Raw genomic sequence first — 13,813 nt, 5'->3', positions numbered from 1 at the left:
TTTGAATTCTAACACTACTCTCAAGTGTTTAACCAAAGTCTTTTGAAACTTTTTGTTAGCACCCAAAGGATCCTAACAAAAAGAAAAAGCCTTTCGGCTTTTTCTTTGATTTGGCGGAAACGGAGGGATTCGAACCCTCGATGAGGCTCTACACCCCATACTCCCTTAGCAGGGGAGCACCTTCGGCCACTCGGTCACGTTTCCAGTATGTCGCTATTGTAAGCAGCTTTTAAAGCGTTTTTGGAAAGTTGCGAAAATTATTCGCTTTTATCCAAACCAAAGGCTGTGTGCAGGGAGCGCACGGCCAGTTCCAGGTACTTTTCGTCGATCACGACCGAGGTCTTGATTTCGGAAGTAGAGATCATTTGAATGTTCACACCTTCCTTGCTCAGCGTGCGGAACATTGTGGAAGCAACACCCACGTGGCTGCGCATGCCGATACCGACGATGCTGACCTTGGCGATGTTGGGATTACCCACCACTTCAGAAGCACCCAGAGAAGGAGCCACGGTTTCGCTCAGCAGCTCCAGTGCACGCTGGTAGTCGCCTTGGCTGACGGTGAAGCTGAAATCAGTCTTGCCATCCTTGGAGATGTTCTGAATGATCACGTCAACTTCGATGTTGGCATCAGCCACTGGACCCAGGATGCCAGCAGCGATGCCGGGGGTGTCTGGCACACCCAGCACAGAGATCTTGGCCTCACCACGGTTAAACGCAATGCCGGATACGACAGCCTTTTCCATTTTTTCGTCTTCCTCAAAAGTAATCAGGGTGCCGGACTTGGCTTCTTCTTCCAGATCGATGTCCCAAGGGGTGAAGCTGGAAAGCACGCGCATAGGCACTTTGTACTTGCCAGCAAACTCCACGGAGCGGATCTGCAGCACCTTGGAACCAAGGCTTGCCATTTCCAGCATTTCCTCAAAGCTCACAGTACCCAGGCGCTTCGCCGCAGACACCACACGGGGGTCGGTGGTGTAGACACCGTCCACATCGGTGTAGATCAGCACTTCGGCAGCCTTCAGCGCCGCAGCCACAGCCACCGCCGATGTATCAGAGCCGCCGCGTCCCAGTGTCGTGATGTTCCCTTCGGGGTCAATACCCTGAAAGCCCGTCACGATGACGACGCGACCTGCATCCAGATCAGCGCGCACACGCTTGTCATCAATAGACTCGATGCGAGCTTTGGTGAAGCTGCTATCCGTGCGCACAGGCACCTGCCAGCCAGCGTAGCTGACAGACTCGACGCCCTCGCCCTGCAGAGCAATCGCCAGCAGCGCCGACGATGCCTGCTCGCCGGTGGAGGCCAGCATATCGAGCTCACGGTAGTACGAATTCTTCGCGTGACTGGGAGCCAGTTCGCTGGCCAGACCCAGCAAGCGATTGGTTTCGCCACTCATGGCGCTGGGAACAACCACCATCTGGTGGCCTGCCCGAGCCCACTTGGCCACGCGCTTGGCGACGTTACGGATGCGCTCTGTCGAGCCCATCGAGGTGCCGCCGTATTTATGAACGATCAGTGCCATTGGATACTAAAGGGTGACGAAACAGCTGCCACGGCGCAGGTCACAAAGGTTTTGGCGCGCCGGCGGTTTTCGTGCAAGTAGAAAGACCAAAACCTAGGAATTGTACCAATCGAGTGTTAGCCCTCGGCGCTCGACAAAACCGCGTCCCACCTTGATATGGATGCGGTGCCCTCGCGTAGTACAAACGCCGATCTGTTGCATGAGCTGTGAAAGCTGGGCCGCCGTAGGCGTTGTGCCATAAATAGAGCGCAGCCAGTAGCGCAGCACATTGCCCAGACGCACCGAAGTTAAAGCCTGCAATGGCTTGATATGAGGCGGGGTGCCCACCACCTGTAAATCAACCGCTGCCTGCTCATCCAGCAACTCAGATGCCTGCGCACAATGAGCGCTACTGCGGGCAAAGGTGCTGCGAAATTGTGGAAAGACTTGCTCCAGCACTGGCAGCAACTGCGCCCGTATGCGATTGCGCGTATAAGCCTGATCCGCATTAGTAGGATCTTCCACCCAGCCCACACCCCGCAGACACAGCCAGTCTCTGAGCACCCGCCCGGGGATGGCCAGCAAAGGGCGAAACCATTCAAGCTGCGCCCGCTGCCAATGCGAAGGCATGGCCGCCAAACCAGCGACCCCGGCACCCCGTGACAGCGCCAGCAATAAAGTTTCCACCTGATCATCCGCATGCTGCGCTAGCGCCAGAGAGCGTACAGGCTCCAGCGCCACGCCATCCACACTGAACCAGTCTTGCTGCGCAGCACCATCCAAGGCTTCGTAACGACCCTGGCGTGCCGCATCTTCCGGGCTTTGACCTTGGGCATTTCGCGCATCAATAGCGCAGACTTTGAGCGCAATGCCGTGCTGCGCGCACAGTTGCTCGCAGTGCTTTTGAAAATCATCTGCCGCTGCCTGCAAGCCATGGTGGACGTGAATCGCCCTCACCCACCCCGGCCAGCGCGCATGACAAGCCAGCAGCAAAGCAGACGAGTCGGCTCCGCCACTGAAAGCCACCGCCAGCGGCAAAGGCGGATGAAAAGCAGCCATGGCCGCATCGACCAGCGCAGCCGAGGCGCTCAACAAGTCAGCATCGGACTGGGTTTGCATTGCAAATAGACTCCAGATTCATATTTCAATAGCAGCTAGCGCTTTCTACATAAGGGCTAGAGGCATATTTCATCAAAAAACCCTGCTTACCCCGCCGCAAAAGCAAATGGCTCCCGAAGGAGCCATTGCGCGCAAGCGCCAGTCAAGCAGATGCTTAAACGCTGGCTTAGCTGTTGTCCGCCTTGGTATCAGAGAACTTGCCGTAGCTCTGAATACGCTCGTAGCGGCGATCTTGCAGTTCCTTGGGCTTCAGATCCGACAGCTGACGCAGAGCATCGCCCAGCGCACGCTTGAGGAAAGCACCCATTTGCTTGGTATCGCGGTGAGCGCCACCCACGGGTTCGTTGACGATCTTATCCACCAGGCCCAGCGCCTTCAGGCGATGAGCGGTGATGCCCATGGCATCTGCCGCCTCTTGGGCCTTTTCACCCGTCTTCCACAGAATGGAAGCACAACCTTCGGGGCTGATCACGGAGTACACGGAGTACTGCAACATCAGCACCTGGTCAGCCACAGCAATGGCCAGCGCGCCGCCCGAGCCACCTTCACCAATGATGGTGGTGATGATGGGGGTTTGCAGCTGGGCCATCTCATAGATGTTGCGGCCAATGGCTTCGGACTGACCACGCTCTTCAGCATCGATACCAGGAAAGGCACCGGGCGTATCCACAAAAGTGAACACGGGCAGCTTGAACTTTTCTGCGGTCTTCATCAGACGCAGAGACTTGCGATAGCCTTCAGGACGCGTCATGCCAAAGTTGCGCAGCGTGCGCTCTTTGGTGTCACGGCCTTTTTGGTGACCAATCACCATGCAGGGCTGGCCGTTGAAACGGGCCAGACCACCGATGATGGACTGATCGTCGGCAAAGTGACGATCACCGTGCATCTCGACAAAGTCGGTAAAGCACTCGCGCACATAGTCAAGCGTATAGGGACGCTCGGTATGACGGGCAATCTTGGTGATCTGCCAAGGGGTCAGATCACTGTAGATGTCCTTGGTCAGCTGCAGGCTTTTTTTGCTGAGCTGATCAATCTCTTCCGAGATATCGACTGCGCTTTCAGTCTGCACATAACGCAGTTCTTCGATTTTGGATTCGAGTTCTGCAATGGGCTGCTCAAAATCCAGAAAGTTCTTTTTCGCCAACGTATTTCTCCTTGTGCCAGCCTGTTGCAACTCTTGCAATCGGCCAGTGGACAGATCTCATCAAGCCACAGGCTGCGCTTCGAGCGAGCGCCAAATATACCAAGTTGCCACCGTACACCACGGCTTCCAAGCCTCGGCGACCTCTCGGGCGTCACTGCGACTGACAGGATCGCCCGAAAAATGATTGAGTGAAATGCCCTGAATCAACCGGGCATCATCCAGCGGCAGCACATTCGGCCGCGCCAGGTAGTAAATCAGAAAATTCTCAGCCGTCCAGCGACTGAGACCGCGAATGGACATGAGCTCGGCGATGATTTCGTCATCACCCATCTCAGGCCACTCATCCATGCGCAGGCGGTTTTCCGTGAAGTGCAGCGCCAGATCGACCAGATAGTCCACCTTGCGTGCCGACAGGCCAGCCCCGCGCATATCGTCCACCTTGAGCTTGAGCACCTGCTCAGGCTGCATCTCAATGAGCAGCTTGGCAAACTTGTTCCACAGCGTCTTGGCGGATTTGGCAGAAATCTGCTGGCCCACGATGGAGCGAGCCAGCGTGGCAAAGGCCTGATCTTGACCCTGACCTTGTCCAAACCCTGAGCCACTCGGCAGCAGCGCCTGGCTGCTGAGCTGCGGAATCAAGCGCTTGAGCACGCGATCACGGCGCATGAGCTGGCGGCAGGCTTCTTCCCAGTAGGCTGGCACGCCTTCTGGGAAAGCCAGGTTGATCTTGGGCGCAGGCGCCTTGGGGACGGGTGCCGCCTTGGGGGACGCTACCGCTTTACTAGCTGACACCATCGTCTCAGCAAGCGCTACAGCCCCAGCAGCCCCTAAAGGAGCCACAGGCAACGGTGCTGCCGGGCCCATGGGCACAGGCAGATCAGCCACCAGAGGCAGCTGCTCAAAATCCATGGTGTCCAGATGTTTGACCGCGCTCATGCACGGCCTTTCGCACTGCGCACAGTGTTAATGGAAATTTGCATGAAGCCTTAACCCTTAGCCGCAGCTTCCCAAGTCGTACCGGCGGCAGAGTCCTTCAGGACAATGCCCTGCCCCAGCAGTTCCTTGCGAATGCGATCGGCCTCGGCCCAGTTTTTGTCAGCCTTGGCGGCTGCGCGGGCGGCAATTTGCGCCTCAATGGCGGCAGCATCCACACCTTCAGCGCCAGCCTGCAAAAACTTCTGAGGTTCGCCCTGCAGCAGACCCAGGCTTGCGCCCAGCGCCTTGAGCAAGCCCGCCACTTCGGGCGACTTGTTGCGGTTGACTTCAGCAGCCAGCTCAAACAGCACAGCCACCGCCTCGGGTGTACCGAAGTCCTCATCCATCGCCGCCTTGAAGCGCGCGGCGTAAGGATTGCTCCAGTCCACCTGCACGGCAGCAGCGGCTACCAGATCCAGAGCCGTATAAAGTCGCTTGAGGGCCACACGCGCATCATCCAAGTGCACGTTGGAGTAGTTCAGCGGGCTGCGGTAATGGCTGCGCACGACGAAGAAACGAATGGTTTCAGCGTCGTATTCTTTGAGCACATCCCGAATCGTGAAGAAGTTGCCCAGCGACTTGGACATCTTTTCGTTGTCCACGTTGATGAAGCCGTTGTGCATCCATGTCTGGGCAAACGGCTTGCCGGTGGCGCCTTCGCTCTGGGCAATTTCGTTTTCGTGGTGGGGAAACTGCAGGTCAGCACCACCGCCATGAATATCAAAGCTCTCGCCCAGCAACTCGCAACCCATGGCCGAACACTCAATGTGCCAACCGGGGCGGCCTTCACCAAATGGGCTTTGCCATTTCACGTCCGCTGGTTCATCTGCCTTGGCGGATTTCCACAGTACAAAGTCCAGCGGATCATGCTTGCCATCAGCCACTGCCACACGCTCACCCGCATTCAGCTCGTCCAGCGACTTGCCAGACAACTTGCCGTAGCCGGGGAACTTGCGCACGGCATAGTTCACATCGCCATTGCCTGCCTGATAGGCCAGACCCTTGGTCTGCAAAGTACCAATCATGTTCAGCATCTGTGGCACATATTCGGTGGCGCGCGGCTCCAGCGTGGGGCGCTCAATGCCCAGCGCATCGGCATCCTGATGCAGCGCGTCGATCATGCGATCAGTCAGGCTGCGGATGGTTTCTCCGTTTTCCACCGCGCGCTTGATGATCTTGTCATCAATATCGGTGATGTTGCGCACATAGGTCACCTGGTAGCCGGTGGCACGTAGCCAGCGCTGCACCACGTCAAATGCCACCATGGAGCGCGCATGGCCCAGGTGGCAGAGGTCGTACACCGTCATGCCGCAGACGTACATGCGCACATGACCCGGCTCGATCGGCGAAAACGATTCCAATGCACGCGACAGCGTGTTGTAGATACGCAAACTCATGAATCTTGAATTAGGGAGAGAGGGTGGCGACCAGCGGACCGGCATGCTGCTTTGCATCAACCGTGCTGCCATACCCTGAGACTGAAAAATGCGCACTAGCATCCAGACACATCCCTGCCTGGTCAGACGCCTAAGCGCTGCGCACCCCTCAGCTACAATTCCCGTCAGTATAAGCCCCCGCCGCAGGGCAGTTCTTGCGGCGCACCGAAAGCACCTACATGCCTGTACGCAACTTGTTTAGTACCGCAGCGCGTATGGCCGTTGTGGCCGTCATGCTCACCGCCGGCAGCGCCTACGCCGATGATTACTCGGATGTTGCCCAGTTACTCAAGAGCGGCAAGACGCAACAGGCACTGCAAAAAGCCGACACCTATCTCGCCAAGAATGCGCGTGACCCGCAGATGCGTTTTCTGCGCGGTATTGCACTGACCAATGATGGCAAGACCGAAGACGCCATCACCGCCTTCCGCCTGCTGACCGAGGACTACCCAGAGCTGCCCGAGCCCTATAACAACCTGGCCGTGATCTATGCGCGTCAGGGTGATCTGGACCGCGCCCGCTCCGCCCTTGAGGCCGCTGTGCGCAACAACCCGAATTACGCCGTGGCACACGAGAACCTGGGCGATATCTACGCCCGCCTCGCTTACCAGTCCTATGCGCAGTCTCTGGCCAAGGGCGGCCGCCCTGCTGCCTTGAACCCCAAGCTCAAGCAGCTCAAGGATATGTTGCAGCCTGCAGCGTCTGTCGCTGCGCCAGCAACGGGACCTGCAGCAGTCCAGCCCACGCAGCCTGCTCAACGCTGAAGCTACGCTTCATCAGTCCCGTATAAAGCGATCCGCCTCTTGTGAAGTGGGTCTGCGCCCTCAGCTCCCATACAGCCTGAACTCAGAGGCCGCGGCACAGCGGCTTGCGGCCAAGGCGTACACACCTCAGGAATATGACATGCTGAATTTTCGTCGAAAAATCCTTAAAACCCTTGCTTCTATTGCGCTAACAGCTACTGTTTTTGCAGCTCCCAGCTTCGCGCAAGCGCAGTCCAAGGTGCAGATCAAGACCAGCATGGGCGACATTGTGGTGGAGCTGAACGACGCCAAGGCCCCCAAGAGCGCGGCCAATTTTCTGCAATATGTACGCGACAAGCACTATGACGGCACGGTGTTTCACCGCGTGATTGATGGCTTCATGATTCAGGGCGGCGGCATGGATGCCAACCTGAACGAAAAGCCCACCCGCGCCCCGATTCCACTGGAAGCCAGCAATGGCCTGAAAAACGACCGCGGCACCATCGCCATGGCGCGTACCGGCAACCCCAACTCGGCTACCTCCCAGTTTTTCATCAATCTGGTGAATAACGACATGCTCAACGCCCCCAAGCCTGACGGCCACGGATACACCGTGTTCGGCAAGGTCACCAAGGGCATGGATGTGGTGGACAAAATCCGTGCCGTGGCTACGGGCAACCGCGGCATGCACCAGAATGTGCCCGTGACGGCGGTGACAATCCTTTCGGCCACCGAAATCAAATAAGCCAGCAAGGGCTGCCCGGCATTCAGGTGCCAGCGCCAGCCTCCCCCTCTCAATCCTCAAGAAAGACAGACATGAGCAATCCTCAAGTTGAACTGCACATCACCATCAACGTGGCTGAAACCGCGACTCAAGGCGTGATCACTCTGGAACTGGACGCTGTGAACGCTCCCAAGTCCACCGAGAATTTCCTGGGCTACGTGAACAAGGGCTTCTACGACGGCACCGTGTTCCACCGCGTGATCAAGAACTTCATGATCCAAGGCGGCGGTTTCACTGCTGACATGAAGCAAAAGGACAGCGATGCGCCTATCGAGAACGAAGCCAAGAACGGCCTGAAGAACGACAAGTACACCATCGCTATGGCTCGCACCAGCGACCCACACAGCGCTACGGCTCAGTTCTTCATCAACACCGTGGACAACGCCTTCCTCAACCACACGGCCCCCAACGGCCAAGGCTGGGGCTACGCTGTGTTCGGCAAGGTGGTCAAGGGTGAAGAAGTGGTTGAAGCCATCAAGAAGGTTCGCACTTCGCGCAAGGGCTTCCACGACGACGTGCCTTTTGACGCCGTGGTGATCGACAAGGCTGTGGCGATCTAATCGCTCCCCCTGAGGCGCTACCGCGCTTTCCCCCTCTCTCGCTACGCGGGAGGGGACGACGGCCTCGCTGCGGGGCGGCCCTTGCTTGCCGCCCCACTGTGAGGCCGTTATTGTTTTTAAGGCTGCGCCCCTTTCTCTTTATCCATGACTGACTCTTCAGATCCCCGCACGACTGCACCTCAGGTGGCGCAACTGCAAGGCGCGCCCGAGTGGCGCACCATTGACTTCATTTCCGATCTGCATCTGCAGCCCTCGGAGCCGCAGACGGTTGAAGCTTGGCGGGACTATCTGGCGCGCAGTGTGGCAGATGCCATCTTCATGCTGGGCGACCTGTTTGAAGTCTGGGTGGGCGACGATGCATTGGATGAACCCCATAGCTTTGAAGCCGCATGCGCGGCACTGCTGCACGAGGCCGCGCAAAAACGCCCCCTGTTCTTCCTGGTAGGCAACCGCGACTTTCTGGCAGGTGATGAGTTTCTGAAGCGCAGCGGCATGACCGGCTTGACCGAGCCCACGGTGCTGCACTGGGCTGGCCCCAGCATCTTGCTCAGCCATGGCGATACACTGTGTCTCGATGATGTGGAATACCAGCAGTTTCGCGCCGTATCGCGCAGCCCTGCCTGGCAGCAGCAGTTGCTGGCCCAGCCACTGGCCGTGCGCCGTGCCATTGGCAAATCGGCCCGTACCGAGAGCGAGCAGCGCAAGCAAAGCGGCGCGCCTTATGCCGATGCCGACGCGCAAATGGTCGCCACCTGGATGCAGGCTGCGCAAGCACCTTGGCTGATTCACGGCCACACCCATCAGCCCGCAGACCATGCGCTGGGCAAAGATCAATGGCGCATCGTGCTGAGCGACTGGCACATTGATGCCACGCAGCACCGTGCGGAGGTACTGCGTGTAACGCCTGAAGGCTGGCAACGCATACCCCCTGAGCTGGCTTGAATCGCTACTTTTTTGAGAGCTTTCAGCGCTTGATATTCATAGAGTTCATAAATAAAAGCGACTGCAACCCTATGAATAAAAAGCGCATGCAGCTATCAAATTAAAAAACACCCTGAATACAAAAAAGTTCAATGAAGAGCCCGATGCACTGCGCATCGGGCTTTTTTACTGGCGGGTATGGCTTAAACCGAGATCGCCGAAGCCGAACCTACCTGCTTGCGCAACTCAAACTTCTGAATCTTGCCGGTGCTGGTTTTGGGCAGCTCGCCAAACACCACGGCCCGCGGCACCTTGTAGCCGGCCAGATGCTTTTTACAGTGTGCAATGATGTCTTCTGGCGTGGTTTCAGCGCCGGCCTTCAGTTCCACAAAGGCGCAAGGCGTCTCTCCCCACTTAGGGTCGGGCTTGGCCACCACGGCAGCGGCCAGCACGGCGGGGTGGCGGTACAGCACGTCTTCCACCTCGATCGACGAAATGTTTTCGCCGCCCGAGATGATGATGTCCTTGCTGCGGTCCTTGATCTGTATATAACCATCTGGGTGCTGCACCGCCAAGTCGCCGCTATGGAACCAGCCACCCCGGAAGGCTTCAGCCGTGGCCTGCGGGTTCTTCAAGTAGCCTTTCATGGCGATATTGCCCTGGAACATGATTTCACCCATGCTCTGGCCGTCATGCGGCACTGGCTGCATCGTCTCGGGGTCCAGCACGGCAGCAGAGCGCTGCAGGTGGTAGCGCACGCCTTGACGTGAGTTGAGGCGGGCGCGCTCGCCAATATCCAGCGCATTCCAGCTCTCATGCTTGGCGCAGACGGTTGCGGGGCCATAGGTTTCGGTCAGGCCATACACATGGGTGATATCAAAACCCATGGCCTCCATGCCCTCAATCATGGAAGCCGGTGGCGCAGCGCCCGCCACCATGGCCTTGATGCCTACGGGCACGCCTTCTTTCATAGCAGCTGGCGCGTTGACCAGCAGACCATGAACAATGGGCGCGCCGCAGTAATGGGTCACTCCATGGTTGCGAATGGCATCAAACACCGCCTGCGGCTCCACCCGGCGCAGGCAGACATTCACCGCCGCGCGGGCCGCCACCGTCCACGGGAAGCACCAGCCGTTGCAGTGAAACATGGGCAGCGTCCACAAATAGACGGCGTGTTTGGGCATATCCCACTCCAACACATTGCTGATGGCGTTGTTGTGCGCGCCGCGGTGGTGGTAGACCACACCCTTGGGGTTGCCCGTGGTGCCGCTGGTGTAGTTCAGCGCAATCGCATCCCACTCATCGCCAGGCATCTGCCACTCAAAGCCAGCATCGCCCTGGGCCACAAAGCTTTCGTAATCGATGTTGCCCACCGCCTCTGCCGCATCACCATACATCGCGTCGTCCACCTGAATCACATAGAGAGGTTCCGCGCTCTTGCGCAGCTTCAGCGCCTTGGCAATCAGCCCTGTGAATTCGGGGTCCACAATCAGCACCTTGGCTTCGCCGTGGTCAAGCATGAAAGCCAGCGTCTCGGCATCCAGCCTGGTGTTGAGCGTATTGAGCACGGCACCAGACATGGGCACGCCAAAGTGGGCCTCCACCATGGGCGGCGTGTTCGGCAGCATGACAGCCACGGTGTCATTCTTGCCGATGCCTATTTTTTGCAGGCTGCTGGCCAGCTGTCGACAGCGCGAATAGGTCTGGCCCCAGGTCTGGCGCAAATCACCATGAACAATGGCTAGGCGCTCGGGGTAGACCTCGGCCGTTCTCGCAATAAAGCTCAAAGGCGTTTGCGCAGCATAGTTGGAGGTTGTGGGGGCAAGGTTCAGGTCGTATTGGCTGGGGATATTGCTAGTGATGTGACTTGTCATGTTTTGTCTCCTGAGCGTTTTGTACCCCAGCTAGAGCTGCACCCAGCTTACAACCCAGCGCGGCACTGGCATGTTTTGAGCCGTAGCCAGCAGCCCTAGACGTAAAATCTGCCAAGGCAGCCCAGCAGCGTCTCAACAATCCTCAGAGTCATCAAAGGTTATTAGTTCAGACAGAATTTTCAAAATCTTCTGAAATTCAATAAATACCTTATGAATCAATGCACTAGAAATTCAATCGATGGTGCATTGCTGCTGAATCTTTTGGCATGCAGCACCAGTCATCTATAAGACATCATTTATCTGACTTATCAAGCGCAAAGACTTCAAATCGCTTTTAGAATTCGCCCATGTTTTGAGGCGATGGCTGCCATCACTGGCAGACAAGACCGGAATTCCTTCCCCGCATGGAACCGATTCTGGAAACTCAAAGCTGTGAGGCGGAGGAGACATTTAGAGGAGCGCCCGGCAATGACCGGGCATCTGGAGACCTGGGCCTGCACCTGTTGGTGCAGGCTTTTTTTTGCCCGCCCATCCCACGCTCTGCATTCCTCTTTCGCTCTCGGCGATTGCCGAAAAGGCAGAATACGGGGGTGTCCATTCCCCAATCATTTATCCAAGAGTTGCTCTCCCGTGTCGACGTGGTCGATATCGTGGGCCGCTATGTGCAACTCAAAAAGGGCGGCGCCAATTTCATGGGCCTGTGCCCGTTCCATGGAGAGAAGTCGCCCTCGTTCACCGTCAGCCCCAGCAAACAGTTTTTTCACTGCTTTGGCTGCGGCAAGAACGGTAACGCCATCGGCTTCCTGATGGAACATGCCGGCATGGGCTTTGTAGAAGCCGTGCAGGAACTTGCCAACCAGTGCGGCCTGCAAGTGCCGCAAGACGACATCAGCCCCGCCGAACGCCAGCGCCAAGCCCAGCAAAAGCAAAAGGCAGAGAGCCTGAGCGACCTGCTGGAAAAAGCAGGCGAGTCGTATTGTAAGCATCTCAGGGGCGCGCCCAAGGCGATTGAATATTTAAAGAAACGCGGTGTATCGGGCGAGGTTTCCAAACGCTTTGGCCTGGGCTACGCGCCTGCAGGCTGGCATGGGCTGGCCAGTGTTTTCCCTGAATATGACAGCCCGCAGCTTGAAGAAGCAGGCCTGGTCATCGTTAGCGAAGAAGACAGTCGCCGCTATGACCGTTTTCGTGACCGACTCATGTTCCCCATTCGCAATGTCAAAGGCGAATGCATAGGCTTTGGTGGGCGCGTATTTGGTGACGAAAAGCCCAAATACCTGAACTCCCCCGAAACACCGGTCTTCCACAAAGGCCGCGAGCTGTATGGTCTGTTCGAAGCCCGCACCGCGCTGCGCGACATGGGCTACGCCCTGGTCACCGAAGGCTATATGGACGTGGTGGCCCTGGCACAGTTGGGCTTTGCCAACGCCGTGGCCACGCTGGGCACCGCTTGCACACCCGAGCATGTTCAAAAGCTGTTTCGGTTCACCGAAGCAGTGGTCTTCAGCTTCGACGGCGATGGTGCCGGCCGCCGCGCCGCCCGCAAGGCACTGGATGCGGCCCTGCCTCTGGCTACCGACACACGCTCCATCAAATTTTTGTTCTTGCCGTCCGAGCATGACCCGGACACCTTTATTCGTGAGTTCGGCACCGATGCGTTTGCCCGCTATGTGGGGGATGCCACACCGCTAAGCCGCTTCCTGATTGAAGCCGCCAGTGAAGGCTGTGATCTCGGCCAAGCCGAGGGCCGCGCACGTATGGCCAGCAACGCCAGACCGCTGTGGTCGCTGCTGCCCGATGGCGTACTCAAGCGTCAGCTGCTGTCTGAAATTGCAACGCTGGCACAGCTGAACTCACAAGACCTCACCGACATCTGGGCCCAAGAAACAGCACGCACCGCGCCTATGGCCCGCCGTGCGCCTGCCGCCCCCACACATCAACAAGCCCCGGAATGGGATGCACCGCCTAGCAACTGGGACAACGCCCCTGACTGGACAGAGCCCAGCGCACCCGCTCAACACGCGTATCAGCCCCAAAACAGCGGCGGCAACTGGGCTGGCCGTAAGGAATTTGGCCGCCCGCGCAAGCCCTGGGGCAAAAAAGGCGAGGACTGGAATCCACCACAGCTGGGGCCGCGCCCCACCCCCGTCAGCCGCGAAGATCAGGCCGCGCGCCTGCTGATGTGCCATATGGAGTTCATGGAAGAAATGACCCATGAGGACTTTGATGCGTTGGCTCGCTGCAATGAAAGCCACGCACCGCTGTTTCGCTGGCTGGAGGCACAGTTCACCGAATCCGGCCCCCGCTCCTGGGCCTTGTTGCGCGAGCAATTGCAAGGCGCCCCGTGTGAAGCACTTGCCACCAAACTGATGAGTAGCGGAACTCATTCCCAGCCCGAAGGTGAAATCGATGAATTACGCAAAGAGTTTCGCGGCACTTTGAACCAGATTTTGGTAGTTCACTTCAAGCGCGAAGAAGGCAAAGCTCTTAAAGAGATAGCTACTGATCCAACCGCAGCAAGGCGATATATCGAATTTCAGGAACGACGAAAAAAATTATCTGTAATTATTAGCACTACCTCTTGACATCTGATTAAAAGGTATAATTTAAATATCTATCGGCAAGAGCGACAGCAACACCTCCGACCCGGGCCCCGTGAAGAAATCACGAGATTGCAGCAACTGCATGGCCCAATATTCGCAAGGATTGCATACCAAATGATCGCCCCAACATCTTGCCCGGGAGTCTTCGGCTT

Annotated in this window: 11 protein-coding genes and 1 tRNA gene; 5 read left to right on the top strand and 7 right to left on the bottom strand. The window is 57.5% G+C overall.

The window, feature by feature from the left end:
- Positions 1-111 precede the first annotated feature (111 nt).
- From HF327_RS14075 to cysS, 6 genes are all read right to left on the bottom strand, one after another.
- Positions 112-204: transfer RNA gene (locus HF327_RS14075), tRNA-Ser, on the bottom strand.
- 53 nt (positions 205-257) lie between these two features.
- Positions 258-1,523, bottom strand: a complete 1,266-nt coding sequence (locus HF327_RS14070) for an aspartate kinase (protein WP_099738038.1) — start codon at positions 1,521-1,523, stop codon at positions 258-260.
- A gap of 93 nt (positions 1,524-1,616) precedes the next feature.
- Entirely contained in the window at positions 1,617-2,621 is a 1,005-nt protein-coding gene (gene tilS, locus HF327_RS14065) for a tRNA lysidine(34) synthetase TilS (RefSeq protein ID WP_198460758.1), read from the bottom strand.
- Between the two features lie 166 nt (positions 2,622-2,787).
- On the bottom strand, positions 2,788-3,765 hold the full coding sequence (locus tag HF327_RS14060) for an acetyl-CoA carboxylase carboxyltransferase subunit alpha (RefSeq protein ID WP_099738040.1): 978 nt from the start codon (positions 3,763-3,765) through the stop codon (positions 2,788-2,790).
- 60 nt (positions 3,766-3,825) lie between these two features.
- A complete protein-coding gene (locus tag HF327_RS14055; protein ID WP_198460757.1) occupies positions 3,826-4,701 on the bottom strand; it encodes a DNA-3-methyladenine glycosylase family protein in 876 nt (291 codons plus the stop codon).
- 50 nt (positions 4,702-4,751) lie between these two features.
- The gene (gene cysS / locus HF327_RS14050) at positions 4,752-6,137 is read right to left on the bottom strand and encodes a cysteine--tRNA ligase (protein WP_198460756.1); all 1,386 of its coding nucleotides are present in this window, start codon (positions 6,135-6,137) and stop codon (positions 4,752-4,754) included.
- 218 nt (positions 6,138-6,355) lie between these two features.
- Here cysS and HF327_RS14045 point away from each other — a divergent pair, with 218 nt between their 5' ends.
- The 4 genes from HF327_RS14045 to HF327_RS14030 all read left to right on the top strand — a co-directional run bounded on the left by HF327_RS14045 (position 6,356) and on the right by HF327_RS14030 (position 9,205).
- A complete protein-coding gene (locus HF327_RS14045) occupies positions 6,356-6,940 on the top strand; it encodes a tetratricopeptide repeat protein (protein ID WP_198460755.1) in 585 nt (194 codons plus the stop codon).
- Positions 6,941-7,079: 139 nt separating this feature from the next.
- Positions 7,080-7,664, top strand: coding sequence for a peptidylprolyl isomerase (locus HF327_RS14040; RefSeq protein WP_198460754.1), 585 nt, complete (start codon positions 7,080-7,082; stop codon positions 7,662-7,664).
- 71 nt (positions 7,665-7,735) lie between these two features.
- Positions 7,736-8,263, top strand: a complete 528-nt coding sequence (locus HF327_RS14035) for a peptidylprolyl isomerase (RefSeq protein WP_099738045.1) — start codon at positions 7,736-7,738, stop codon at positions 8,261-8,263.
- Positions 8,264-8,407: 144 nt separating this feature from the next.
- The gene (locus HF327_RS14030; RefSeq protein ID WP_198460753.1) at positions 8,408-9,205 is read left to right on the top strand and encodes a UDP-2,3-diacylglucosamine diphosphatase; all 798 of its coding nucleotides are present in this window, start codon (positions 8,408-8,410) and stop codon (positions 9,203-9,205) included.
- Between the two features lie 182 nt (positions 9,206-9,387).
- On the opposite strand, the gene HF327_RS14025 is transcribed toward HF327_RS14030, so the two are convergent.
- A complete protein-coding gene (locus HF327_RS14025) occupies positions 9,388-11,034 on the bottom strand; it encodes an acyl-CoA synthetase (RefSeq protein WP_198460766.1) in 1,647 nt (548 codons plus the stop codon).
- Positions 11,035-11,648: 614 nt separating this feature from the next.
- Here HF327_RS14025 and dnaG point away from each other — a divergent pair.
- Complete coding sequence (gene dnaG / locus HF327_RS14020) at positions 11,649-13,643, top strand: DNA primase (protein WP_198460752.1); 1,995 nt, start codon at positions 11,649-11,651, stop codon at positions 13,641-13,643.
- Positions 13,644-13,813: the final 170 nt, after the last annotated feature.

The sequence above is a fragment of the Comamonas suwonensis genome, assembly GCF_012844455.2.
In the GTDB taxonomy this organism is placed as follows: Bacteria; Pseudomonadota; Gammaproteobacteria; order Burkholderiales; family Burkholderiaceae_C; genus Comamonas; species Comamonas suwonensis.
The sequence above is the reverse complement of the archived record's forward strand: the minus strand, read 5'-3'. Positions and strand labels throughout refer to the sequence as shown.